We start from the raw sequence: 24,563 nt of genomic DNA on the forward strand, positions 1-24,563 counted from the left end.
TCTCCTCCGTTATTTGCGGGTCACTTCGCCGTCGCGGCACAACAGCGTCGCCGCGACGATGTCGTCGGCGAGGTCGATGTTCAGCGCACCTTCCTTCGTGACGATCAGCTTCATGAAATCGAGCAGGTTGCGCGCATAGAGCGCGGACGCATCCGACGCGACCATCGAGGCGAGATTCGTATGGCCCGCGATCGTCACGCCGTTGTGCACGATCACCTGGTCGGCCACCGTCAGCGGGCAGTTGCCACCCTTGCGGCCGTCGACTTCCGGCCCGCGGCCGGCCGCGAGATCGACGAGCACCGAGCCGGGCTTCATCGCCTGCACGGTCTCGGCCGAGATCAAGGTCGGTGCAGGGCGGCCCGGAATCAGCGCGGTCGTGATCACGATGTCGGCCTGCTTCGCGCGCTCGTGCACGAGCGCGGCCTGACGCGCGAGCCACGACGGCGGCATCGGCCGCGCATAGCCGCCGACACCCTGCGCGGCGTCGCGCTCTTCGTCGGTTTCGTACGGAACGTCGAGGAATTTCGCGCCGAGCGATTCGATCTGCTCCTTCACGGCGGGCCGCACGTCGGAGGCTTCGATCACGGCGCCGAGCCGCTTCGCGGTCGCGATCGCCTGCAGGCCGGCCACGCCGGCGCCGAGCACCAGCACGCGCGCGGCCTTCACGGTGCCCGCGGCCGTCATCAGCATCGGCAAAAAGCGCGGATAGAGCGACGCGGCGACCAGCACGGCCTTGTAGCCGGCGATGTTCGCCTGCGACGACAGCACGTCGAGACTTTGCGCGCGCGTCGTGCGCGGCGCGGCTTCGAGCGCGAAGCCCGTCACGCCGGTCGCCGCGAGCTTCGCCGCCTGCTCGGCATTGAACGGCTCGAGCATCCCGACCAGCACCGCGCCGCGCTTCAGCGACGGCAGTTCCGCATCGGTCGGCGCCTGCACCTTCAGCACGATGTCGGCGCTAAAAGCGGCCGACTGGTCGGTCAATTCCGCGCCGGCGGCCGCATAGGCTTCGTCCGGATAGCTGGCCGCAGTGCCGGCCCCCTTCGCGACGCTGACGCGGTGGCCGGCGGCCGCGTACTTCTTCACCGTCTCCGGCGTCGCGGCCACGCGCGCCTCGTTGGCCCGCGTCTCAGCAGGCACTCCAATATGCATCGTCAGTTCCTCCAGTCATCGTTGATATTTCTAGTCTTGCGATTCTGACTGCAACAACGAGCCGGACAGGCTGACTACCGGCTCACGGGCAACGGCGTTCACGCAGCACTTTAACCGAAAGCGTTCCGCGCGCCAGCACTTTCCGCACGATCGTGCGAGGTTGCCAACGTGCGGCGCGGCGCGCGCCTGCGCCATGCTTGACGGCACGCGGGGAAGGGTCGGATTCGTCTAACGAGACGGCCGGCAGCGTCCGGGCGCAACCGGTAAAATGCCGAACCATGAAACCCGAAATCTGGACCCCGCACGTGACCGTCGCGGCGCTCGTCGAGCGCGACGGCCGCTTCCTCGTGATCGAGGAAGAAACTTCGACGGGCCTGCGCATCAACCAGCCGGCCGGCCATCTCGAAGCCGGCGAAACGCTCGCCGACGCGGTGATCCGCGAAACGCTCGAGGAAACCGCGCATCCGTTCGTGCCGACGGCGCTCGTCGGCGTGTACCTCGCGCATTACGAGCGTCCCGGGAGCGCGGGCGCGACGTATCTGCGCTTCACGTTCTGCGGCACGGCGGGCGAGCGCATCGTCGGCCAGCGGCTCGACGACGGCATCGTCCGCACGCTGTGGATGACGGCCGGCGAACTGCGCGCGTGCATCGAACGCCACCGGTCGCCGGCCGTGATGCGCTGTGTCGACGACTATCTGGCCGGGCGGCGCGTTCCGCTCGATTTCGTGCATACGCATTCGGTCGCGCCGCGGCCGGACGCTTTCGACCGTCAGGCGGTAAACAAATGAGCAAGCGCCGTGTGGTAGTGGGCATGTCGGGCGGCGTCGATTCGTCGGTGACCGCGTGGCTGCTGAAGGAGCAGGGTTACGACGTCGTCGGCCTGTTCATGAAGAACTGGGAAGACGACGACGACGGCGAATACTGCTCGACGCGTCAGGACTGGATCGACGTCGTGTCGGTCGCCGACCTGATCGGCATCGACGTCGAGGCCGTCAACTTCGCGGCCGAATACAAGGACCGCGTGTTCGCGGAATTCCTGCGCGAATATTCGGCCGGCCGCACGCCGAACCCGGACGTGCTCTGCAACGCCGAGATCAAGTTCAAGGCGTTCCTCGATCACGCGATGTCGCTCGGCGCGGAAACGATCGCGACCGGCCACTACGCGCGCGTGCGCGAACGCGACGGCCGCTTCGAACTGCTGAAGGCGTTCGATCATACGAAAGACCAGTCGTATTTCCTGCACCGGCTGAACCAGGCGCAGCTGTCGAAGACGATGTTCCCGCTCGGCGAGATCCCGAAGACGAAGGTGCGCGAGATCGCCGCGCAGATCGGGCTGCCGAACGCGAAGAAGAAGGATTCGACCGGCATCTGCTTCATCGGCGAGCGGCCGTTCCGCGACTTCCTGAACCGCTATCTGCCGACGAAACCGGGCCCGATGAAGACGCCGGACGGCAAGCTCGTCGGCGAGCACATCGGCCTCGCTTTCTATACGTTCGGCCAGCGCAAGGGCATCGGCCTCGGCGGCAGCAAGGACGGCAGCGGCGAACCGTGGTTCGTCGCCGCGAAGGACATCCCGTCGAACACGCTCTACGTCGTGCAGGGCCACGATCATCCGTGGCTGCTGTCGCGCGAGCTCGTCGCCGGCAACGTGAGTTGGGTCGCGGGCGAGCCGCCCGCGGAAGGCTTCGCGTGCGGCGCGAAGACGCGCTACCGGCAGGCCGACGCCGCGTGCACGTTCGCGCGCGCCGGCGGCGAGCGCTTCTCGCTCGCGTTCGCCGACGCGCAATGGGCCGTCACGCCCGGCCAGTCGGCCGTGCTGTACGACGGCGAGATCTGCCTGGGCGGCGGCATCATCGAGTTCGCGGCCACCGGCCAGCCGGGCCACGCGCCCGCTCCGGCCGCCGCGCCGGCCCTCGCCGAAGCACGCTGACCCCCGGTCGGTTTAGACTTGCGGCACGCCGCGCCCGGCGGAACACGATTCCGTCGCGGCCGGCGCGCCGCCGCGCAGCGTACGCATGGCGGCCGTTCACTTCTGTGGAGTCCCCATGCTTTCACGACGCTATCTCGCGATGTGGTGCGCGGTCCTGCTGCTCGTCGCGGCGGCCGCGCTCGCGTCGTTCCACGTGCTCTCCGGGCTGTGGATCGCGATCCCGGCGGCGCTCGTCGCCCTCGGCCTGTACGACCTCAACCAGGACCGCCACGCGATCCTGCGCAACTACCCGCTCTGGGGCCACTTCCGCTTCCTGTTCGAATTCATTCGTCCGGAAATCCGTCAGTACTTCGTCGAGGACGACACCGACGAGAAACCGTTCTCGCGCGCGCAGCGCAGCCTCGTCTATCAGCGCGCGAAGAACGTCGCCGACAATCGCCCTTACGGCACCGAGCTCAACGTCAAGGCGGTCGCGCACGAATGGATCAGCCACTCGCTCGCGCCGACGCGGCTGCCGAACCATGACTTCCGGATCCGCGTCGGCGCGACGCGCGCGCAGCCGTACGACATCTCGATCTTCAACATCTCGGCGATGAGCTTCGGCTCGCTGTCCGCGAACGCGATCCGCGCGCTGAACCTCGGCGCGAAGAAAGGCGGCTTCGCGCACGACACCGGCGAAGGCTCGCTGTCCAAGTACCACCGCGAGCACGGCGGCGACATCATCTGGGAAATCGCGTCCGGCTACTTCGGCTGCCGCAACGACGACGGCACGTTCAATCCCGACAAGTTCGCGAAGCAGGCCGCCGACCCGCAGGTCAAGATGATCGAGATCAAGCTGTCGCAGGGCGCGAAGCCGGGCCACGGCGGCGTGCTGCCGGCCGCGAAGATCACGCCCGAGATCGCCGAGACGCGCGGCGTGCCGATGGGCAAGGACTGCATCTCGCCCGCGACGCACTCGGAATTCTCGACACCGCGCGGGTTGCTCGAATTCGTCGAGCGGCTGCGTACGTTGTCGGGCGGCAAGCCGACCGGCTTCAAGCTGTGCATCGGCCATCCGTGGGAATTCTTCGGCATTGCGAAGGCGATGCTCGAGACGGGGATCGTGCCGGACTTCATCGTCGTCGACGGCGCGGAAGGCGGCACCGGCGCGGCGCCGCTCGAATTCACCGACCACGTCGGCGTGCCGCTGCAGGAAGGGCTGCTGCTCGTGCACAACACGCTCGTCGGCATCGGGCTGCGCGACCGCGTGAAGATCGGCGCGAGCGGCAAGATCATCACCGCGTTCGACATCGCGCGCACGCTCGCCATCGGCGCGGACTGGGTGAACTCGGCGCGCGGCTTCATGTTCGCGGTCGGCTGCATCCAGGCGCAGCATTGCCACACCGACCGCTGCCCGACCGGTGTCGCGACGCAGGATCCAGTGCGTCAGCGCGCGCTCGTCGTGCCCGACAAGGCCGAGCGCGTCTACAACTTCCACCGCAATACGCTGCACGCGCTGCAGGAGCTCGTGCAGGCGGCCGGGCTGTCGCATCCGTCGGAGCTGCGTGCGCATCACATCGTGCAGCGCGTGTCGCCGCACGAGGTCCGGCTGATGTCGCAGCTGCTGAAATATCTGAAGCCCGGCGCGCTGCTCGACGGCAACACGTGCGGCTACACGCTGTACGACAAGTGGTGGCCGATTGCCCGCAGCGATTCGTTCACGCTCGGCGAAACGGTCTACGCGTCGATCGACTGACGCGTGCGCGGGCCGCGATCGGTGGCGGCCCGTCAAGCCGGTCTGGTCAAAAAAAAGCGCCCCTTCGGGGGCGCTTTCGCGTCTGCGGCATCCGGCCGGCCGGTCAGCCCTGCGGCAGCGTATCGGCGAACGACTGACGCTGCGACAGCTTCACGAAATGCTTGTCGAGGTTCGGGTGACGTTCGCGCCAGTTCAGCTCGGGCATGCGGAAGTCGAGATAGCCGAGCGCGCAGCCGAGCGAGATGTCGGCCAGCGTGTAATGATTACCGACGCACCACGTCTTGCTGCCGAGGCCTTGCGACATCGCGACGAGGCCGTCGTCGATCTTGCGCTGCTGCCGCGCGATCCAGCTCGCGCTGCGCTGCGCTTCGTCGCGCAGCGTGTGTTCGAGACGGATCGCGACCGACGCGTCGAGCACGCCGTCGCACAGCGCTTCCCAGCAGCGCACCTCGACGCGCTCGCGCCCCGACGCCGGAATCAGCTTGCCGACCGGCGACAGCGTATCGACGTATTCGCAGATCACGCGCGAATCGAACACCGCCGCGCCGTCTTCCATCACGAGACACGGCACCTTGCCGAGCGGATTCGACGCATGAATGTTCGTATCGGGGGCCCACACGTTCTCGAGCTCCAGCTTGTAGTCGATCTTCTTTTCAGCGAGCACGATCCGCGCCTTGCGGACGTACGGGCTGCTGAGCGAACCGATTAATTTCATCATCTGCCTTTTTAAGGGAACCGCCGGGAGTATACGTTGTCGCCGATCATAACCGGGCGGCACGGCCGGGTAGAAAATCGCCCGTCCGGCCTGTGGATGGTTTGCAACAATCGGCCGGCGGGCCCGGCCGCGCGGCGCTCGCGCGCACTTTCGCGCGCCGCGGCCGGCGGCGCTACAATCGCACGATGAATCCGCCCCTCGATACCGCCATTGCCGTCGACGTCTACCGCCAGCGCCGCGAACGCGTGCTTGCCGCACTGCGCGCCGCGGGCGGCGGCGTCGCCATCGTGCCCACCGCGCCGGAAGTGCTGCGCAACCGCGATACGGGCTATCCGTACCGGCACGACAGCTACTTCTATTACCTGACCGGCTTCACCGAGCCCGACGCGGTGCTCGTGCTGAACGCGGCCGCGCCGCACGGCGCGCCCGAGTCGATCCTGTTCTGCCGCGCGAAGAACGCCGATCGCGAGATCTGGGAAGGGTTCCACTACGGGCCCGAGGCCGCGCGCGACACGTTCGGCTTCGACGCCGCGTACGCGACCGACGTGCTCGATACCGAGATCCCGCGCCTGCTCGCCGACGCGGGCACCGTCCACTACCGGTTCGGCGCGTCGGCCGAGTTCGACCGGCAGCTCGCGCGCTGGCTCGATGCCGTGCGCGCGCAGGCGCGCACGGGCGTCGCCGCGCCGGACGCGATGCGCGACCTCACGCCGCTGCTCGACGACATGCGGCTCGTGAAGGACGAACACGAGTTCGCGATCATGACGCGCGCCGCGCACATCTCGGCGCTCGCGCATCGGCGTGCGATGCAGGCATGCAAGCCCGGCATCCGCGAATACGAACTCGAGGCCGAGCTGCTGTATACGTTCCGCCTGCACGGCGCGCAGGCGCCCGCCTACGGATCGATCGTCGCGGCCGGCGCAAACGCGTGCGTGCTGCACTACCCGGCCGGTAACGCGGTCGCGCGGGACGGCGATCTGATCCTGATCGACGCCGCGTGCGAACTCGACGGCTACGCCTCCGACATCACGCGCACGTTCCCCGCGAACGGGCGTTTCTCGCCCGCACAGCGCACGCTGTACGACATCGTGCTCGCCGCGCAGCAGGCCGCGATCGACGCGACGCGCGCGGGCGTGCCGTTCGAGGCGCCGCACGATGCCGCCGTGCGCGTGCTCGCGCAAGGGCTGCTCGACACCGGCATCATCGCGAAGACGCGTTTCTCGAACGTCGACGACGTGATCGCCGAGCGCGCGTACACGCGTTTTTACATGCACCGCACGGGCCACTGGCTCGGGATGGACGTGCACGACTGCGGCGACTACCGCGAACGGCACGCCGAGCGCGACGCCAACGGCGCGCTGCCGTGGCGCACGCTCAAGCCCGGCATGGCGCTGACGGTCGAACCGGGCCTCTACGTGCGCGCGGCCGACGACGTGCCGTCCGAGTACTGGAACATCGGCATCCGCATCGAGGACGACGCGATCGTGCGCGAGCACGGCTGCGAGCTGATCACGCGCGACGTGCCCGTCGCGGCGGCCGACATCGAGGCGCTGATGCGTGCGCGCGCGTAAGCCGCACGCGGGCTGCCGACCGTTATTTCCGTTTCACGAATTCCGATGACCCACGCTTCCTCCCCGCTTCCGACCGACTACGACCTCGCGATCGTCGGCGCGGGCCCGGTCGGGCTCGCGCTTGCCGGCTGGCTCGCGCGGCGCAGCGCGACGCAGCACGCGTCGATCGCGCTGATCGATGCGCGCGAGCCGTCCGCGAGCGCGAACGATCCGCGCGCGATCGCGGTGTCGCACGGCAGCCGCGTGCTGCTCGATACGCTTGCGTGGCCGGCCGACGCGACGCCGATCGAACACATTCACGTGTCGCAGCGCGGCCATTTCGGGCGCACGCTGATCGAGCGCGACGAGCACGACCTCGCGGCGCTCGGCTACGTCGTGCGCTACGGCTCGCTCGTCCAGGCGCTCGCCGGCGCCGTGCGCGGCAGCCGCGTCGACTGGCTCACGTCGACCACCGCGCGCGCACCGCTGCAGGACGCCGACGGCGTCGCGCTGACGCTCGACGGGCCGCACGGCGAACGCGTACTGCGCGCGCGCATCGTCGTGAATGCGGAAGGTGGGCTGTTCCACGAGCAGCAGGCAGACGCCGGCAAGCATCGACGCGACTACGGCCAGACCGCGATCGTCGGCACCGTGACGGTGTCGTCGCCGCGGCCGAACGTCGCGTGGGAGCGCTTCACGCACGAAGGCCCGCTCGCGCTGCTGCCGCTCGGCGGCCCGCGGCAGGCCGACTATGCGCTCGTCTGGTGCTGCGCGCCCGACGAGGCGGCGCGCCGCGCGGCGCTGCCCGACGACGCCTTCCTGCGCGAACTCGGGATCGCGTTCGGCGAGCGCATGGGCAGCTTCGTCGCGATCGCGGGCCGCGCGTCGTTCCCGCTCGGGCTGAACGTCGCGCAGACGCTCGTCAAGGGCCGCATCGCGATCGTCGGCAATGCCGCGCAGACGCTGCACCCGGTCGCGGGCCAAGGGCTGAACCTCGGGCTGCGCGACGCGCACACGCTCGTCGACGTGCTGTCGACGCAGGGGTTCGACGCGACCGCGCTCGCGACCTTCAACGCGCGCCGCGCGCTCGACCGGCGGCTCACGATCGGCGCGACCGACACGCTCGCGCGGCTGTTTACGATCGATGCCGGCCCGCTGCCGCTGCTGCGCGGCGCGGCGCTCACCGCGCTCGAATTCGTGCCGCCGCTGAAGAAGGCGATCGCGCGGCAGATGATGTTCGGCCAGCGCGGCTGACGCGCGCGGCGCGCAGCGCACGCCGGCGTGCGCCGGTGTGCGCCCGCACAAACCGGGTCAAATCGGCGGGGGTTGGGAATACGGTAAAATGCGCGTTTTCCCTCCGCCCTTTCGATGCCCGCGCGTGCCGCGGGCGGTGCCATTGCGATGCCCGTTATCGGCTCTCACGTATTGCGTAACAACCTGTTCGTCGCGCCGATGGCCGGCGTGACGGATCGTCCGTTCCGCCAGCTCTGCAAGAAGCTCGGCGCCGGCTACGCGGTGTCCGAGATGGTCGCGTCCAACGCGCAGCTCTGGAAGAGCGCGAAGACCATGCGTCGCGCGAACCACGCGGGCGAGGTCGAGCCGATCGCGGTGCAGATCGCGGGCGCCGATCCGGCGATGATGGCTGAAGCCGCGCGCTACAACGTCGACAACGGCGCGCAGATCATCGACATCAACATGGGCTGCCCCGCCAAGAAGGTCTGCAACGTGGCGGCCGGCTCCGCGCTGCTGCAGAACGAGCCGCTCGTGCAGCGGATCGTCGAGGCCGTCGTCGCGGCCGTCGGCACGGGGCCCGACGCGGTGCCCGTCACGCTGAAGATCCGCACCGGCTGGGACCGCGAGCACAAGAACGCGATTACGATCGCGCGGCTCGCCGAGGCCGCCGGCATCTCGATGCTCACCGTGCACGGCCGCACGCGCGCCGATCTGTACCGCGGCGAGGCCGAATACGAAACCATCGCGGCCGTGAAGGCGGCCGTGCGCATTCCGGTCGTCGCGAACGGCGACATCACGTCGCCCGCGAAGGCGAAGGCCGTGCTCGAGGCAACAGGCGCCGACGCGCTGATGATCGGTCGTGCCGCGCAAGGCCGGCCGTGGCTGTTCCGTGAAATCGATCATTTCCTGCAAACGGGCGAGCTGCTGCCGCCGCCGCGCATCGACGAGATCCAGCAGGTGATGAACGAGCACCTGGAAGACCACTACGCGTTCTACGGCGAATTCACCGGCGTCCGTACTGCGCGCAAGCACATCGGCTGGTACACTCGCGGCCTTTCCGGTGCCAACGCGTTCCGGCACCGGATGAACACGCTCGATTCCACCCGCGAGCAGCTCGCCGCCGTCAATGCGTTCTTCGACGCGCAAAAGGCGCTGTCGGACCACCTCGTCTACGTCGACGACGACGAAAACGGTCAGGGCGAGCCGGACGACCATAACCAGTTAGCAGCATGAGCAAGCACAACATCGAACAATGTGTCCGCGAGAGCCTGGACGTGTATTTCCGGGATCTAGACGGCTCCAATCCGCACGACGTCTATGAAATGGTGATGTCCTGCGTCGAAAAGCCGATGCTCGAGGTCGTGCTCGAACAGGCGGGCGGCAACCAGTCGCTCGCCGCCGAGTACCTCGGCATCAACCGCAATACGCTGCGCAAGAAGCTGCAGCAGCACGGCCTGCTGTAGTCGGCCGCCCCGTCCCCGTTTCCCTGGCTATTGGTGGTTCCATCATGATCAAGCAAGCGCTCATTTCCGTTTCCGACAAGACCGGCATCGTCGACTTCGCGAAGTCGCTGTCCGACCTCGGCGTCAAGCTGTTGTCGACGGGCGGCACCGCGAAACTGCTCGCCGACGCGGGCCTGCCCGTCACCGAAGTGGCCGACTACACGGGCTTTCCGGAAATGCTCGATGGGCGCGTGAAGACGCTGCATCCGAAGGTGCACGGCGGCATCCTCGCGCGTCGCGATCTGCCCGAGCACATGCAGGCGCTGGAAGCGCACGACATCCCGACGATCGACCTGCTCGTCGTGAACCTGTATCCGTTCGTCGCGACGATCGCGAAGGACGACTGCACGCTCGCCGATGCGATCGAGAACATCGACATCGGCGGCCCGACGATGCTGCGCTCGGCCGCGAAGAACCACCGCGACGTGACGGTGATCGTCGATCCGGCCGACTACGCGGTCGTGCTCGACGAAATGAAGGCGAACGGCAACACGGTCGGCTACGCGACCAACTTCCGCCTTGCGACCAAGGTGTTCGCGCACACCGCGCAATACGACGGCGCGATCACGAACTACCTGACGAGCCTGACCGACGAACTGAGGCACGGCTCGCGCAATGCGTACCCGGCGACGCTGAACATGGCGTACGAGAAGGTGCAGGACCTGCGCTACGGCGAGAACCCGCACCAGAGCGCGGCGTTCTATCGCGACATCGTCACGCCGGCCGGCGCGCTCGCGAACTACCGCCAGCTGCAGGGCAAGGAACTGTCGTACAACAACATCGCCGATTCGGACGCGGCGTGGGAATGCGTGAAGACGTTCGACGCGCCGGCGTGCGTGATCATCAAGCATGCGAACCCGTGCGGCGTCGCGGTCGGCAACGACTCGGCCGATGCGTACGCGAAGGCGTTCCAGACCGACCCGACGTCGGCGTTCGGCGGCATCATCGCGTTCAACCGCGAAGTCGACGAAGCCGCGGCGCAGGCCGTCGCCAAGCAGTTCGTCGAAGTGCTGATCGCGCCGTCGTTCACCGATGCCGCGAAGCAGGTGTTCGCCGCGAAGCAGAACGTGCGTCTGCTCGAGATCGCCTTGGGCGAAGGCCATAACGCGTTCGACCTGAAGCGTGTCGGCGGCGGTCTGCTCGTGCAGTCGCTCGATGCGAAGAACGTGCAGCCGCACGAGCTGCGCGTCGTCACGAAGCGTCATCCGACGCCGAAGGAGATGGACGACCTGCTGTTCGCGTGGCGCGTCGCGAAGTACGTGAAGTCGAACGCGATCGTGTTCTGCGGCAACGGCATGACGCTCGGCGTCGGTGCCGGCCAGATGAGCCGCGTCGACTCCGCGCGCATCGCAAGCATCAAGGCGCAGAACGCGGGCCTGACGCTGGCCGGTTCGGCCGTCGCGTCGGATGCGTTCTTCCCGTTCCGCGACGGTCTGGACGTGGTCGTCGCGGCAGGCGCGACCTGCGTGATCCAGCCGGGCGGCTCGGTGCGCGACGACGAAGTGATCGCGGCAGCCGACGAGCACAACATCGCGATGATCCTGACGGGCGTGCGCCACTTCCGTCACTGATCGCCCGCAAGCGGCCCGCGCGGCCGCTGCGCCCATGCCCGGCGGCGTCGCACCCGCCGGGTTTTTTATTGCGCGGCGCATGAGCGGCCGGCCGTACGCGACGGCACCTGTACCGCGCCTCGCGCGAACGTGGGGTGCGCATCGCTGCGCCGCGTGCGGCGACGGCACCCTGCCCCTTTCGTTGTAGTATCGCTGCATCACGCAACTCCCTCTTCACATGCGAATTCTCGGCATCGACCCCGGCCTGCGCGTCACCGGCTTCGGCGTCATCGACGTCAGCGGCCATCAGCTCGCCTATGTCGCGAGCGGCGTGATCCGCACGCCGACGGCCGATCTGGCCACGCGCCTCGGCACGATCTTCGCGGGCGTCTCGACGCTCGTACGCGAACACGCGCCGGACCAGGCCGCGATCGAAAAAGTGTTCGTCAACGTGAACCCGCAGTCGACGCTGCTGCTCGGCCAGGCGCGCGGCGCCGCGATCTGCGGGCTCGTATCGGGCGGACTGCCCGTCGCCGAATACACCGCGCTGCAGCTGAAGCAGGCGATCGTCGGCTACGGCCGCGCGACGAAGGCGCAGATGCAGGAGATGGTCACGCGGCTGCTGAGCCTGAGCGGCCAGCCCGGCAGCGATGCGGCCGACGCGCTCGGCATCGCGATCTGCCATGCGCACGGCGGCAATACGTTGAGCACGCTCGGCGGTCTCGCGCCGGCGCTCGCGCAGAAAGGCCTGCGCTTGCGCCGCGGCCGGCTCGTCGGCTGAGCGGCACGGAGCGCACCGCCGGCATGCGCCGGCGAACGGCCGGCCGCCCGCAACCGGCGCGACCGCTCGGCACCCGGCGTCGCGCGTTCGCGCCGCATCGCGCCGCTGCCGCGCCGTGGCGCCGCCCGCCGCGCCGAACCATCGGCTTTGCGCCGCACGTGCGCTACACTCGCGCTTTCTTCCTCGCATCCCGCCATCCATGATCGGTCGCATCGCCGGCATCCTGCTCGAAAAGAATCCGCCTCACCTGCTCGTCGACTGCAACGGCGTCGGCTACGAAATCGACGTGCCGATGAGCACCTTCTACAACCTGCCGCAGACGGGCGAGCGCGTCGTCCTGCTCACGCAGCAGATCGTGCGCGAGGACGCGCACCTGCTGTACGGCTTTCTCACGCCGCAGGAGCGCACGACCTTCCGCGAGCTGCTGAAGATCACCGGCATCGGCGCGCGCATGGCGCTCGCCGTGCTGTCCGGCATGAGCGTGCAGGAGCTCGCGCAGGCCGTGACGATGCAGGACGCCGCGCGCCTCACGCGCCTGCCCGGCATCGGCAAGAAGACCGCGGAGCGCCTGCTGCTCGAACTGAAAGGCAAGCTCGGCGCGGACCTCGGTGCACTGGCCGGCGCCGCGTCGGCGTCCGACCACGCGACCGACATCCTCAACGCGCTGCTCGCGCTCGGCTATTCCGAAAAGGAAGGCCTCGCGGCGATCAAGAACGTGCCGGCCGGCACCGGCGTGTCCGAAGGCATCAAGCTCGCGCTGAAGGCGCTTTCCAAGGCGTAACGGCCCGTCGCATCCAGTGTCGCGCGGCGTCGGCGCGCGCGACAGTCGGCCGTTCGGCCAGGTTGGCCGCGCCACGCCGCGCGGTACAATGGCCGCATGATTGAAACCGACAAACTCGCCGCCGAGCGGATCATTGCCGCCACGCCCGCCTCGTCGCACGAGGAGGTGTTCGAACGCGCGCTGCGGCCGCGCCAGCTCGACGACTACGTCGGCCAGGAAAAGGTGCGCGGCCAGCTCGAAATCTTCATCGAGGCCGCCAAGCGCCGCCGCGAGCCGCTCGATCACGTGCTGCTGTTCGGGCCGCCGGGTCTCGGCAAGACCACGCTCGCGCACATCATCGCGCGCGAGATGGGCGTGAACCTGCGTCAGACCTCGGGCCCCGTGCTCGAGCGCGCGGGCGACCTCGCGGCCTTGCTGACGAACCTCGAAGCCAACGACGTGCTGTTCATCGACGAAATCCACCGGCTGTCGCCGGTCGTCGAGGAAATCCTGTATCCGGCGCTCGAGGATTACCAGATCGACATCATGATCGGCGAAGGGCCGGCCGCGCGCAGCGTGAAGCTCGATCTGCAGCCGTTCACGCTGGTCGGCGCGACCACGCGCGCGGGCATGCTGACCAATCCGCTGCGCGACCGGTTCGGGATCGTCGCGCGCCTCGAGTTCTACGATGCCGATCAGCTGTCGCGCATCGTGCAGCGCTCGGCGTCGCTGCTGAACGCGCAGATCGATCCGAACGGCGCGCTCGAAATCGCGAAGCGCTCGCGCGGCACGCCGCGGATCGCGAACCGGCTGCTGCGCCGCGTGCGCGATTACGCGGAAGTGAAGGCCGACGGCCAGATCACGGCAGCGATCGCCGACGCGGCGCTCGCGATGCTCGACGTCGATCCGGTCGGCTTCGACCTGATGGACCGCAAGCTGCTCGAAGCGATCCTGCACAAGTTCGACGGCGGCCCGGTCGGCATCGACAACCTCGCCGCCGCAATCGGCGAAGAGCGCGACACGATCGAGGACGTGCTCGAACCGTACCTGATCCAGCAGGGCTTCCTGCAGCGCACGCCGCGCGGCCGCGTCGCGACGCTCCTCACGTACCGCCACTTCGGCCTGGCCGCGCCCGACGCCGGCAGTCCCGTGCAAAGCATCTGGGACACGCCGGACGCGCAGTAACGCACGGCCCGACACCCGGCCCGCCATGACGACACCGCACAGCGCTCCGCCTTCTACCGCCGGCAGCTCGCGGTGGATCGAACAGATCCGCAAGCGGGTCGCCGCGGGCGTCACGCATCTGACCACCGGCAGCGGCCCGACGCTCGACTATTCGTCGCCGCCCGGCGATCCGGGGCTGTTCGGCCCCGACGCGGTCTGCTGGCGCGTGCATGCCGATTTCACGTCGATGATGACGGGCGGCATCTGCGCGCTGCTGCTGCAGGCGCTGCACCCGCTCGCGCTTGCGGGCGTCTGGGATCATTCGTCGTTTCGCACCGACATCCTCGGCCGCCTGCGGCGCACCGCGACGTTCATTTCCGGCACGACGTTCGGCAATCGCCGCGATGCATTGGCGCTGATCGAACGCGTGAAGGCGATCCATGCACGCGTCGCCGGCACGGCACCGGACGGCCGCCCCTATCGCGCGGACGATCCCGCGCTGCTGACCTGGGTGCATGTCGCGGAGGTGTCGAGCTTTCTCGCCGCGCATCTGCGCTACGTGAACCCCGCGCTGCCGGGCGAACTGCAGGATCGCTACTATGCGGAGACCGCGCAGGTCGCCGAGCGGCTCGGCGCGACCGGCATTCCGCGCTCGCGCGCGGAAATCGACGCGTATCTCGCGCGGATGCGTCCCGAGCTCGAGGCCGGGCCGCGAACCTTCGAGGTGATGCGCATCCTGCTGAACGCGCCGCTCGCCTCACCGATGCTGCGGCCCGCCGCGACACTCGTGATGCAGGCCGGCGTCGACCTGCTGCCGCCGTGGGCCCAGCAGATGCTCGGCGTGTCGACGTTCGCGCCGCTGCGCCGCGCGGTGGTCCGCCCCGGCGTGCGCGCCGTCGCGCCCGTGCTGCGGTGGGCGCTCGTGAACGGCGTGTCCAAACGCGCGCGACGCCGCGCGACGGCTGCGACGGCCGTGCCGCCCGATCGTCCGCCGTCGAATCAAGGCTGATGGCGATGAAGCGAATGCGGTGGTGTGGAGAGCCTCGGCCCGCATAGTGATTGATGGCGATCGATCCGGCGATCGACGGCAAGACCGGCGCGGCGCGCAGAAGCACCGACGCACGAACGCAAGACACCGCGGCAAGAAGAACGGCAATCAGGAACTCGACAAGCTGCGTCCGCCGATCGCGGCCGACAAGCGGACAAGCCGACAAACGCCGTAAGTGCAGTAACCGCACACGCGCGCTGCACTACAACGCACGACCCGCCGCGCAGTCACGCGATGCGCACGCCCACGCGCACACGCGATCACAGCACCTTGCGATACCCGTCGTCGTCGCTCGGCGCGTCGAGATGCGCGATGTCGCCCCACTGGACGACATGCGCGCGGCCGTCGACGTAATCGACGACGTTGATGCTCGTATTCAGCAGCGGATAGTTGCGCGGCGCCGCCAGGTCGAGGCCGTTCGCGAAGCGATACACGCAGTCGAGCACGCCGCCGTGCGCGACGCATGCGATCCGCCCGCCCGGGTGCGCGGCGACGATCGGCTCGAGCGCATGCAGCACGCGGTGATAGAACGCGCGCTGCGACTCGCCGCCTTCCGGCGCAAAGCCGGGATCGCGCGTCTGCCATTCCGCATATGCGTCCGGAAACAGCGTTTCGATCTCGGCGCTGTCGTGCCCCTGGAACACGCCGTACGCACGCTCGCGCAGCCCCTCGCGCAGCAGCAGCGGCAGGCCGAGCGCAGCGGCGAACGGCTGCGCGGTCTGTTGCGCGCGCATCAGGTCGCTCGAATAGACCGCATCGATGCGTGCCCCGTCGCGCGCTTCGCGCATGAGGCGCACGGCGAGCCGCTGCGCCTGCGCGAGCCCCGTGTCGGCAAGCGGAATGTCGATGTGGCCCTGTATCCGCTTGATGCGGTTCCAGGCCGTTTCGCCATGGCGGATGAAGAGGATCTGGGTGGTAGCCATCGCGAGGCGTCTCCGGCGGGGAATCAGGGCCGCACTTGCAGCCAGAACGTCACGGGGCCGTCGTTGACGAGCGACACCTGCATGTCGGCGCCGAATTCGCCGGTTTCGACGATCGGGTGACGCGCACGCGCGGCGGCCACGAAATAGTCGAACAGCCGCGCGCCCTCGTCGGGCGGCGCGGCCGGCGTGAAGCTCGGCCGCAGCCCGCTGTTGGTGTCGGCCGCGAGCGTGAATTGCGAGACGAGCAGCAGCCCGCCCGCACGGCCTGCGCCGTCGATATTCGACACCGGCAGGTTCATCTTGCCGGCCGCGTCGCTGAACACGCGGTAGCCGAGCACCTTGGCGAGCAGCTTGTCGGCCGCGGCCTCGGTGTCGCCGCGCTCGGCACACACGAGCGCAAGCAGGCCGGCGCCGATCTCGCCCGTCACGCGCTCGCCGACGCGCACGTCGGCGCGCTTCACGCGCTGGATCAGCGCGATCATGCAGCGAGCGTCACGCGCGCGAAACGCCGCTTGCCGACCTGCACGACGTATTCGCCGGCGTCGACCTTCAGGCCCTTGTCGGACACCGTCGTGCCGTCGATCTTCACGCCGCCCTGCTCGATGTTGCGCAGCGCTTCGCTCGTCGACGGCACGAGCCCCGCCTGCTTCAGCAGCTGGCCGATCGCGAGCGGCGCACCGGCGAGCGAGACCGACGGAATGTCGTCCGGCACGCCACCCTTCGCGCGGTGGTTGAAGTCTTCCAGCGCACGCTCGGCATCGGCCTGCGAATGGAAGCGCGCGACGATTTCCTGCGCGAGCATCACCTTGAAGTCGCGCGGGTTGCGGCCGCCTTCGGCTTCGCGCTTGAAGCCGGCGATCTCGTCCATGCTGCGGAACGACAGCAGTTCGAAATAACGCCACATCAGCGTGTCCGAGATGCTCATCAGCTTGCCGAACATGTCGGTCGGTTTCTCGCTGATGCCGACGTAGTTGCCCTTCGACTTCGACATCTTCTCGACGCCGTCGAGCCCTTCGAGCAGCGGCATCGTCAGGATGCACTGCTGTTCCTGGCCGTACTGCTTCTGCAGTTCGCGGCCGACCAGCAGGTTGAACTTCTGGTCGGTGCCGCCGAGCTCGAGATCGGCGTTCAGCGCGACCGAGTCGTAGCCCTGCATCAGCGGGTACAGGAACTCGTGGATCGAGATCGGCACGCCGCCCTGGAAGCGCTTCGTGAAGTCCTCGCGCTCGAGAATGCGCGCGACCGTGTAGCGCGACGCGAGCTTGATCATCCCGTCCGCACCGAGCGGCATCGACCATTCGCTGTTGTAGCGGATCTCGGTCTTGTCGCGGTCGAGCACGAGCGCAGCCTGCTCGAAGTAGGTCTTCGCGTTCGCCTCGATCTGCTCGCGCGTGAGCGGCGGACGCGTCGCGTTGCGGCCCGACGGATCGCCGATCAGCGACGTGAAATCGCCGATCAGGAAGATCACCGTATGGCCGAGATCCTGCAGCTGACGCATCTTGTTCAGCACGACCGTGTGGCCGATATGGATGTCGGGCGCCGTCGGGTCGAGGCCGAGCTTGATGCGCAGCGGCTTGCCGGTGGCCGCGCTGCGCGCGAGCTTCTGCGCGAACTCTTCCTCGATCAGCAGCTCGTCGACGCCGCGCTTCGTGACGGCGAGCGCATGCCGGACTTCGTCGGTGATCGGGAAAACGGGCTTGGAACTGGGTTCGGTGCTCATCGGTGCCAGGAAGAATGTCGCAAAAACAGGGATTTTCCCATAACTTGCGCGCGCGTCGCTTAACGGCGCGCCGCGTTGCGCGGATAATCGGCGCAACGCGCGCGGATCGTGCCCGCGCGACATGCTTCAGGAGAACCGCAACGTGCCGCAACGACATCCGCCAACCGCCCATCCGGCCGACGGCATCTACTTCGGCCTGATGTCCGGCACCAGCATGGACGGCGTCGACGGCGTCGCCGTGCGTTTCGCCGCCGGCAGCGCGCCGGTCGTGCTCGCGCAGGCCTGCGTCGGTTTCGCGCAGTCGCTGCGCGATGCGCTGTTCGCGTTGCAGCAGCCCGGCGACAACGAGATCGAGCGCGAGTCGCTCGCCGCCAACGCCATCGTCGCGCGCTATGCGGTGTGCTGCCACGAACTGCTGCGCTCGGCCGGCCTCGCGCCGGACGACGTGCGCGCGATCGGCGTGCACGGCCAGACTGTGCGGCACCGTCCGGAGCGCGGCTACACGCGGCAGCTGAACAATCCGGCGCTGCTCGCCGAGCTCGCGCATATCGACGTGATCGCCGACTTCCGCAGCCGCGACGTCGCCGCGGGCGGCCACGGCGCGCCGCTCGCGCCCGCGTTCCATGCGAAGGTGTTCGGCGCGCCGGGCGAGACGCGCGTCGTCTGCAATCTCGGCGGTATCAGCAACATCACGATCCTGCCGGCCGACGGCGGCGACGTGCGCGGCTTCGACTGCGGCCCCGCAAACGCCTTGATCGACGCATGGGCGACGCGCCACCTCGGCAAGCCGTACGACGACGGCGGGAAGTTCGCCGCGCGCGGCACCGTGCACGCGGCCCTGCTCGATACGCTGCTCGACGAGCCGTATTTCGCCGCGCCGCCGCCGAAAAGCACGGGGCGCGATCTGTTCAATCCCGCGTGGCTCGACGCGAAGCTCGCCGCCTTCGCGCAGGTCTCGCCCGAAGACGTGCAGGCGACGCTGACCGCGCTGACCGCGGTGTCGGTCGCGCGCGAGATCGCGCGGCATGCGCCCGACTGCCGCGCGGTGTTCGTATGCGGCGGCGGTGCACGCAATCCGGTGCTGCTCGACGCGCTGTCGCGCGCGCTGCGCGATGCCGGCGTGCCGGCCGCCGTCGACACGACCGCCACGCTCGGCGTGCCGCCGCAGCAGGTCGAGGCGCTCGCGTTCGCCTGGCTCGCGTATCGCTTCGTCGCACGCGAGCCCGGCAATCTGCCGGCGGTAACGGGCGCGGCCGGCGAGCGCGTACTCGGTGCGCTCTACCCGCGCTGAGGCGCGCCGACGCGCGCGCACGCGACAATAAAAAACGGGGCATGAAGCCCCGTTTTTCGTTCCGGCGAACCGGAAAGGCGCGATCGTGCGATCAGACCGAGAACGACGAGCCGCACCCGCAGGTGGTCGTGGCGTTCGGGTTCTTGATCACGAACTGGGCGCCGTTGAGGTCGTCCTTGTAGTCGATCTCGGCGCCGACCAGATACTGGTAGCTCATCGAGTCGATCAGCAGCTGGACGCCGTTCTTGTTCATCACGGTGTCGTCCTCGTTGACTTCCTCGTCGAACGTGAAGCCATACTGGAAGCCCGAGCAGCCGCCGCCTTGCACGAACACGCGCAGCTTCAGGTCGGGATTGCCCTCTTCGTCGATCAATTGCTTGACCTTGTCGGCCGCGGCGTCGGTGAAGACGAACGGAGCCGGCATTTCGGTGGTCGTTGCTGCGGATTCGGTAACAGCGTTCATGCGAACTCTCCAAAAAGCTTTAGCCGCTATTGTAGGGCCGATCAGAAGATCGTGCTGAAGTCCATGAAATCAACAGGTTCTTGTCGATTTCGCCACGCCGGGCCTGGCGCGCCGCGGCGACGGCCCGTCCGGCACGCGCGCATAAAAAAACCGCCAGCGCGAAAGCTGGCGGTTTTTCCGGCGGGCGCCGCCCGCAAGCGGCGCGGCCATGAAGCGGAATTAACGCTTCGAGAACTGCTTGGCGCGGCGTGCCTTGTGCAGACCGACCTTCTTACGCTCGACTTCACGCGCGTCACGCGTGACGAAGCCTGCGTTCGACAGGGCCGGCTTCAGCGTCGCGTCGTAGTCGATCAGCGCGCGCGTGATGCCGTGACGCACTGCGCCTGCCTGACCCGTTTCGCCGCCGCCCGACACGTTCACCTTGATGTCGAACGTTTGAGCGTGGTTCGTCAGTTCCAGCGGCTGACGCACGATCATCAGCGACGTTTCACGTGCGAAGTAGTCAGCGATGGGCTTGCCGTTGACGATGATGTCGCCCTTGCCAGCCTTGATGAAGACACGAGCGACTGCGCTCTTGCGGCGGCCCGTACCGTAGTTCCAGTTACCGATCATGTGGGCTCCCCTTAGATCTCGAGCGCCTTCGGCTGTTGAGCCGAGTGCGGATGCGTCGCTTCTGCGTAGACCTTCAGCTTCTTGATCATCGCGTAGCCGAGCGGGCCCTTCGGCAGCATGCCCTTGACCGCCTTCTCGAGCGCACGGCCCGGGAAGCGTTCCTGCATCTTGCCGAACGTCGTTTCATAGATACCGCCCGGGTAGCCCGAGTGACGGTAGTACTTCTTGTCCAGAGTCTTGTTGCCCGTGACCTTCAACTTGCTCGCGTTGATGACGATGATGAAATCACCGGTGTCGACGTGCGGGGTGAACTCAGGCTTGTGCTTGCCGCGCAGACGGCGTGCCACTTCGCTGGCGACACGGCCGAGAACCTTATCCGTCGCGTCAATCACGTACCATTCGCGCGTCACCTCATGGGCTTTTGCGGAAAACGTCTTCATGATCGATCCAAAAAAATTGCTTTGCCCGATGTGTTCTTCCTGCTTGTCTGTGTGCGCTTCGAGGCGCGGTGCAGGCTCTCCCTGTTCTTTTTCCGTGGGCATGAATGCGGAAAAGCCCTGAATTATAAAGGAAATGCGGCTGCGCGGTCAAAGGGAATCCGCGCCCCGTGTGCGGCGCGCGCGAAATGGGCCAAAATCCGCTCCGTGCCCCGTTTTCCCGGCGAACCGAGCGCCGGGCCGGCGCATCCGGTCGCGCGCGGCACACGAGCTGGCCGCGCGGCGGCCGGCCGACCATCCAGAACAACAAACAGCATGATGAAACAACGACCGATCTACCTGTTCGCGGCCGCGCTGCTGGCCGCAGCGGCGCCGGCCGCCCTCGCCCGCACCGGCTGCGACGCGAAGCTCGATGCGCTCGACGCACGCATCGCCGAAGCGCGCGCCGCCCACGCCGAGGACCGGATCGCGCGCCTGCGCGCCGTGCGCGAGCGCGTTCGCCATTTCTGCGCACACGGTCGCGCGCATGCGTCGGCCGCGCATGCGTCCGCACCCGCCGCACCGACGTCGTCCGCACCGCCCGACGCGGCGTCGCAGCCGACGGCCCGGCAGCCCGCCTGACGCTGTCGGCGCGCGCAAGCCGTGCGCCGCTGTTTGCATGAGACGAAAAAAAGCCCGAACGGCTGGTTCGGGCTTAATCCACCTTAGGAGGAGGGTGGAGGAGACATTCGGAGGTTGCCGCAGCGCGACAACCAATGAGTCGCATTATACGAACGGCCTGCCGACTTCACAAGAAAATTTGCATTACGAAATCGACCACCACGATATGAAATCATCGAGCGGCTTGGCGACATACGAACTTTCTCCGTCAAATCAATAAGTTGCTTCCAGCATCGGGGGAGCCCGAACGCACGCATCTAGAGTAAAACCCCTAAAGTCGACAGGGAAAACGGCGCCGCGAGCGCCCTTCCTCCCGCGATCGAGAACGCACCGTTTCGCCCCGTGCAGTGCGTCAGCCGACCGTTGCGCGCCGGGCTACAATGCCGGATCGAATTCGAATCAGGCAACGCGGGAGCGCAAGCATGGAATGCAAAGTAAGCTGGATGGGTCAGGACGGGATGGCGTTTTCGGCACAGACCGGCAGCGGCCACCTCGTCGCGATGGACGGCGCGCCGGAAGGCGGCGGCCATAACCTCGCGCCGCGGCCGATGGAGATGGTGCTGGTCGGCACCGGCGGCTGTACCGCGTACGACGTCGTGCTGATCCTGAAGAAAAGCCGCCAGGACGTCACGGGCTGCTCGGTGACGCTGAAGGCCGAGCGCGCGAGCGAAGATCCGAAGGTGTTCACGAAGGTCCACTTCCACTTCACCGTCACGGGCCGCAACCTGAATCCGGCAACGGTCGAGCGCGCGATCAACCTGTCGCACGACAAGTACTGCTCGGCGTCGATCATGATCGCGAAGACGGCCGAACTCACGCACTCGTTCGACATCGTCGCCGCGTAAGCAGCGCACGCGCATGAAAAAAGGGCCGGCGTTCCGTCAGGAGCGCCGGCCCTTTGCATTCGAGCGGCAAAGCAGGCCGATAAGCCGGATTCTGTGCACACCGCGCGCCGAAGCGCACGCTGCGTGGCAGCCATTCCTCTAGGCGCGCCATTGCTGACGCGCTCAAGCTTCCTACCCGCAGACGAGACGGGGGCCCCGTCCTGCATCCGAAGATGCGCGCCTGCCTACTTGGAATTGCTCCGGGTGGAGGTTACCGTGCCGGCGGACGTCGCCGTCGCCGCGGTGCGCTCTTACCGCACCGTTTCACCCTTACCTGATCCCGGCTTGCGCCGGGCCATCGGCGGTTTGCTTTCTGTTGCCCTGTTCCGCGTGTCGCCACGGATGGCCGTTAGCCATCACCCTGCCCTGTGGAGTCCGGACTTTCCTCGCCCCCGCCAGCCCGAAGGCGGCGAGGCCGCGACTGCCTGGCCTGCTTTGCGACGCGCATTCTAGCACTGCGCGCCGCCGCCGGCCGCCTTTCGCGTGCGGCGGCCGCTGCGAAACACGGCCGGATCCGCGTAGAACGCCGGATCGGCATTCGCCGCGCACCAGCCCGGCACGCCGAGCACGGGCAGCGGCGAGAAATCGCGGCTCGTCAGCGCGCGCGTCGCGAGCATCGCGGCGACCTGCGCGTCGACGTGCTCGGCGCGCCGCGCGTCGGGCCAGGAGAAATAGTCGGCGTCGACCTCGACGATCCAGACGTGCGCGGTGCACGACTTGTACGGCGCGACGAGCTTCTCGAGCAGCGCATGGCCGACGAGCCGCGCCTCGCAGCGCGCGCCCCACGCGTCGCGCGCGGCGACCAGCAGCCGCTGCCAGTCGAACGCGCGCAGCGCATCGGCGAGCGTGCGATCGGCGGTCACGAACAGCGCCGCATTCTCGTCGAACAGCGTCAGCGCGTCGCGCAGCGTGCCGCGCACCGGTCCGACGCCGCCCGCCGCGTCGATCGCCGCAGCCTGGCGCGCGTTCAGCGCGGCCTTGATGCGCGGATACGCGAGCCAGACGAGCGCATTGAAGAAGTCGTGAAGATTGTGCCGTGTCGGCACGCGGCCGGTTTCGGCGATATGGGTTTCGTATGCGATGCCGGGCGGCAGCTCGGCCTGCGGCACGAAGCGCAGCGGCTTGCCGCGGCCCGTGACGCGTGCACCGTCGCGCAGTGCGTCGTTCAGCGCCTCGAGCAGCGCGGCGGCGCCGACCGTCGCGGCCGCCTGCACCGCGCGGCCCGGCCGCGCGAAGCGCGCGAGCCATGGCGCGGACCAGTCGATCCGCGCGAACGCAGCCGCGCCGTCGCCGCCCGCCTGGGCGGCCGCGCGCGGCGGCGCGTGCGTCATGCGAGTTTCCAGCCGAGCGTCTCGCCGGCGCGCAGCGGCACGACGGGCGTGTCGCCCGCCAGCACCTCGCGCGGCAGTTCCCACGTCTCGCGGCGCAGCGTCACCGTCTCGGCACTGCGCGGCAGCCCGTAGAAATCGGCACCGTAGAAGCTCGCAAAGCCTTCGAGCTTGTCGAGCGCGCCGGCCTGGTCGAACGCCTCCGCGTACAGCTCGAGCGCGTGCAGCGCCGTGTAGCAGCCGGCGCAGCCGCACGCGGCTTCCTTCGCGCCGCGCGCGTGCGGCGCGCTGTCGGTGCCGAGGAAGAAGCGCGGGTTGCCCGACGTCGCCGCTTCGACGAGGGCGACGCGATGCGTTTCGCGCTTCAGGACCGGCAGACAGTAGTAATGCGGCCGAATGCCGCCGACGAACAGCGCATTGCGGTTGTACAGCAGGTGATGCGCGGTGATCGTCGCGCCGAGCAGGCCGGGCGCCGCATCGGCGTCGCGCACGTAATCGGCGGCATCCTTCGTCGTGATGTGCTCGAACACGACCTTCAGGCCCGGGAAATCGCGGCGCAGCGGCGTCATCACGCGATCGATGAACACCTTCTCGCGATCGAACAGGTCGATCGACGCATCGGTCACCTCGCCGTGCACGAGCAGCGGCATGCCGGTTTCCTGCATCGCCTCGAGCGTCTTCGCGCACTTTGCGAGATCTGTGACGCCGTGGTCCGAGTTCGTCGTCGCGCCGGCCGGATACAGCTTCACGCCGTGCACGAAGCCGCTTTCGCGCGCGCGACGGATCTCGTCCGGCGACGTGTTGTCGGTGAGGTACAGCGTCATCAGCGGCTCGAACGCCATGCCGGCCGGCAGCGCGGCGAGGATGCGGTCGCGGTACGCCTGCGCGTGCGCGGTGGTCGTCACCGGCGGTTTCAGGTTCGGCATCACGATCGCGCGCGCGAACTGGCGGGCGGTATGCGGCAGCACGGCGGCCAGCATCTCGCCGTCGCGCAGGTGCAGGTGCATGTCGTCGGGACGGGCGAGCGACAGCGTCGCCGGGGAGGAAGCGTTCGAGGCAGTCATAGGGGGCTCGTGAGGAACGGGCCGGCATCGGCGGGGCCGGACCGCGCGTGCGCGGCCCGCGACT

The 24,563-nt window shown here is 68.3% G+C and carries 25 protein-coding genes and 1 other RNA gene; 15 read left to right on the top strand and 11 right to left on the bottom strand.

Features of this window, described 5'->3' with window-relative positions:
- Nucleotides 1-9: 9 nt before the first annotated feature.
- Nucleotides 10-1,149 carry a Re/Si-specific NAD(P)(+) transhydrogenase subunit alpha gene (locus ACSHSS_RS01625; protein WP_217262452.1) on the bottom strand — a complete coding sequence of 380 codons (1,140 nt, stop codon included), beginning with the start codon at nucleotides 1,147-1,149 and terminating at the stop codon, nucleotides 10-12.
- 278 nt (nucleotides 1,150-1,427) lie between these two features.
- Here ACSHSS_RS01625 and ACSHSS_RS01630 point away from each other — a divergent pair, with 278 nt between their 5' ends.
- The 3 genes from ACSHSS_RS01630 to ACSHSS_RS01640 all read left to right on the top strand — a co-directional run bounded on the left by ACSHSS_RS01630 (nucleotide 1,428) and on the right by ACSHSS_RS01640 (nucleotide 4,814).
- Nucleotides 1,428-1,937 (top strand): NUDIX hydrolase, encoded by a 510-nt coding sequence (locus ACSHSS_RS01630; protein WP_006401668.1) that lies wholly within the window; start codon nucleotides 1,428-1,430, stop codon nucleotides 1,935-1,937.
- Nucleotides 1,934-3,079, top strand: coding sequence for a tRNA 2-thiouridine(34) synthase MnmA (gene mnmA, locus ACSHSS_RS01635; RefSeq protein ID WP_035949339.1), 1,146 nt, complete (start codon nucleotides 1,934-1,936; stop codon nucleotides 3,077-3,079). Before ACSHSS_RS01630 ends, mnmA begins: the two co-directional genes overlap by 4 nt.
- Before the next feature lie 115 nt (nucleotides 3,080-3,194).
- Nucleotides 3,195-4,814 (top strand): FMN-binding glutamate synthase family protein, encoded by a 1,620-nt coding sequence (locus ACSHSS_RS01640; RefSeq protein ID WP_006413043.1) that lies wholly within the window; start codon nucleotides 3,195-3,197, stop codon nucleotides 4,812-4,814.
- Between the two features lie 103 nt (nucleotides 4,815-4,917).
- Here ACSHSS_RS01640 and ACSHSS_RS01645 read toward each other — a convergent pair whose 3' ends face one another.
- Complete coding sequence (locus ACSHSS_RS01645) at nucleotides 4,918-5,529, bottom strand: glutathione S-transferase family protein (RefSeq protein WP_006401671.1); 612 nt, start codon at nucleotides 5,527-5,529, stop codon at nucleotides 4,918-4,920.
- Nucleotides 5,530-5,714: 185 nt separating this feature from the next.
- Here ACSHSS_RS01645 and ACSHSS_RS01650 point away from each other — a divergent pair, with 185 nt between their 5' ends.
- From ACSHSS_RS01650 to ACSHSS_RS01690, 9 genes are all read left to right on the top strand, one after another.
- Entirely contained in the window at nucleotides 5,715-7,100 is a 1,386-nt protein-coding gene (locus ACSHSS_RS01650) for an aminopeptidase P N-terminal domain-containing protein (protein ID WP_445544495.1), read from the top strand.
- A 45-nt stretch (nucleotides 7,101-7,145) separates the two neighbouring features.
- Nucleotides 7,146-8,333, top strand: a complete 1,188-nt coding sequence (locus ACSHSS_RS01655) for a UbiH/UbiF/VisC/COQ6 family ubiquinone biosynthesis hydroxylase (RefSeq protein WP_445544496.1) — start codon at nucleotides 7,146-7,148, stop codon at nucleotides 8,331-8,333.
- Nucleotides 8,334-8,480: 147 nt separating this feature from the next.
- Complete coding sequence (gene dusB / locus ACSHSS_RS01660) at nucleotides 8,481-9,545, top strand: tRNA dihydrouridine synthase DusB (protein ID WP_006401674.1); 1,065 nt, start codon at nucleotides 8,481-8,483, stop codon at nucleotides 9,543-9,545.
- Nucleotides 9,542-9,775 carry a Fis family transcriptional regulator gene (locus ACSHSS_RS01665; RefSeq protein WP_006401675.1) on the top strand — a complete coding sequence of 78 codons (234 nt, stop codon included), beginning with the start codon at nucleotides 9,542-9,544 and terminating at the stop codon, nucleotides 9,773-9,775. Before dusB ends, ACSHSS_RS01665 begins: the two co-directional genes overlap by 4 nt.
- 44 nt (nucleotides 9,776-9,819) lie before the next feature.
- A complete protein-coding gene (gene purH / locus ACSHSS_RS01670) occupies nucleotides 9,820-11,385 on the top strand; it encodes a bifunctional phosphoribosylaminoimidazolecarboxamide formyltransferase/IMP cyclohydrolase (RefSeq protein WP_445544497.1) in 1,566 nt (521 codons plus the stop codon).
- Between the two features lie 217 nt (nucleotides 11,386-11,602).
- Nucleotides 11,603-12,145 (top strand): crossover junction endodeoxyribonuclease RuvC, encoded by a 543-nt coding sequence (ruvC, locus tag ACSHSS_RS01675; protein ID WP_006401677.1) that lies wholly within the window; start codon nucleotides 11,603-11,605, stop codon nucleotides 12,143-12,145.
- A gap of 199 nt (nucleotides 12,146-12,344) precedes the next feature.
- The gene (gene ruvA / locus ACSHSS_RS01680; protein ID WP_006401679.1) at nucleotides 12,345-12,926 is read left to right on the top strand and encodes a Holliday junction branch migration protein RuvA; all 582 of its coding nucleotides are present in this window, start codon (nucleotides 12,345-12,347) and stop codon (nucleotides 12,924-12,926) included.
- Between the two features lie 96 nt (nucleotides 12,927-13,022).
- Nucleotides 13,023-14,090, top strand: coding sequence for a Holliday junction branch migration DNA helicase RuvB (ruvB, locus tag ACSHSS_RS01685; protein ID WP_006401680.1), 1,068 nt, complete (start codon nucleotides 13,023-13,025; stop codon nucleotides 14,088-14,090).
- Between the two features lie 25 nt (nucleotides 14,091-14,115).
- Entirely contained in the window at nucleotides 14,116-15,078 is a 963-nt protein-coding gene (locus tag ACSHSS_RS01690) for an oxygenase MpaB family protein (protein WP_105779077.1), read from the top strand.
- A gap of 299 nt (nucleotides 15,079-15,377) precedes the next feature.
- Here the strand turns inward: ACSHSS_RS01690 and ACSHSS_RS01695 are convergent, their stop codons facing one another.
- From ACSHSS_RS01695 to tyrS, 3 genes are read right to left on the bottom strand one after another with little or no spacing between them, the layout of a single operon-like run.
- The gene (locus ACSHSS_RS01695; protein WP_445544498.1) at nucleotides 15,378-16,040 is read right to left on the bottom strand and encodes a histidine phosphatase family protein; all 663 of its coding nucleotides are present in this window, start codon (nucleotides 16,038-16,040) and stop codon (nucleotides 15,378-15,380) included.
- A 23-nt stretch (nucleotides 16,041-16,063) separates the two neighbouring features.
- Nucleotides 16,064-16,522 carry a D-aminoacyl-tRNA deacylase gene (gene dtd, locus ACSHSS_RS01700; protein ID WP_006401684.1) on the bottom strand — a complete coding sequence of 153 codons (459 nt, stop codon included), beginning with the start codon at nucleotides 16,520-16,522 and terminating at the stop codon, nucleotides 16,064-16,066.
- The gene (gene tyrS, locus ACSHSS_RS01705) at nucleotides 16,519-17,760 is read right to left on the bottom strand and encodes a tyrosine--tRNA ligase (RefSeq protein WP_012467482.1); all 1,242 of its coding nucleotides are present in this window, start codon (nucleotides 17,758-17,760) and stop codon (nucleotides 16,519-16,521) included. Before tyrS ends, dtd begins: the two co-directional genes overlap by 4 nt.
- Nucleotides 17,761-17,902: 142 nt before the next feature.
- Here tyrS and ACSHSS_RS01710 point away from each other — a divergent pair, with 142 nt between their 5' ends.
- Entirely contained in the window at nucleotides 17,903-19,051 is a 1,149-nt protein-coding gene (locus ACSHSS_RS01710) for an anhydro-N-acetylmuramic acid kinase (RefSeq protein ID WP_217075331.1), read from the top strand.
- 91 nt (nucleotides 19,052-19,142) lie between these two features.
- Here ACSHSS_RS01710 and erpA read toward each other — a convergent pair whose 3' ends face one another.
- From erpA to rplM, 3 genes are all read right to left on the bottom strand, one after another.
- Nucleotides 19,143-19,514: an iron-sulfur cluster insertion protein ErpA gene (erpA, locus tag ACSHSS_RS01715; protein ID WP_006401687.1), complete on the bottom strand. Its 372-nt coding sequence runs from the start codon at nucleotides 19,512-19,514 to the stop codon at nucleotides 19,143-19,145.
- A 219-nt stretch (nucleotides 19,515-19,733) separates the two neighbouring features.
- A complete protein-coding gene (rpsI, locus tag ACSHSS_RS01720; protein ID WP_006401689.1) occupies nucleotides 19,734-20,126 on the bottom strand; it encodes a 30S ribosomal protein S9 in 393 nt (130 codons plus the stop codon).
- Between the two features lie 11 nt (nucleotides 20,127-20,137).
- Nucleotides 20,138-20,566: a 50S ribosomal protein L13 gene (gene rplM / locus ACSHSS_RS01725; RefSeq protein WP_004522094.1), complete on the bottom strand. Its 429-nt coding sequence runs from the start codon at nucleotides 20,564-20,566 to the stop codon at nucleotides 20,138-20,140.
- 312 nt (nucleotides 20,567-20,878) lie between these two features.
- On the opposite strand from rplM, the gene ACSHSS_RS01730 reads away from it, so the two are divergent.
- On the top strand, nucleotides 20,879-21,184 hold the full coding sequence (locus ACSHSS_RS01730) for a DUF1090 family protein (RefSeq protein WP_060113238.1): 306 nt from the start codon (nucleotides 20,879-20,881) through the stop codon (nucleotides 21,182-21,184).
- Nucleotides 21,185-21,603: 419 nt separating this feature from the next.
- Entirely contained in the window at nucleotides 21,604-22,068 is a 465-nt protein-coding gene (locus ACSHSS_RS01735) for an OsmC family protein (RefSeq protein WP_080512232.1), read from the top strand.
- 64 nt (nucleotides 22,069-22,132) lie between these two features.
- On the opposite strand, the gene rnpB is transcribed toward ACSHSS_RS01735, so the two are convergent.
- The 3 genes from rnpB to pyrC form a co-directional block, all read right to left on the bottom strand.
- An RNA gene (gene rnpB, locus ACSHSS_RS01740) (RNase P RNA component class A) lies at nucleotides 22,133-22,544 on the bottom strand.
- A gap of 12 nt (nucleotides 22,545-22,556) precedes the next feature.
- Nucleotides 22,557-23,438 (bottom strand): DUF3025 domain-containing protein, encoded by an 882-nt coding sequence (locus tag ACSHSS_RS01745; protein WP_217060639.1) that lies wholly within the window; start codon nucleotides 23,436-23,438, stop codon nucleotides 22,557-22,559.
- On the bottom strand, nucleotides 23,435-24,499 hold the full coding sequence (gene pyrC / locus ACSHSS_RS01750; protein ID WP_006401694.1) for a dihydroorotase: 1,065 nt from the start codon (nucleotides 24,497-24,499) through the stop codon (nucleotides 23,435-23,437). The genes ACSHSS_RS01745 and pyrC overlap by 4 nt, the downstream gene beginning before the upstream one ends.
- Nucleotides 24,500-24,563: the final 64 nt, after the last annotated feature.

The sequence above is a fragment of the Burkholderia sp. BC1 genome, from assembly GCF_052683555.1.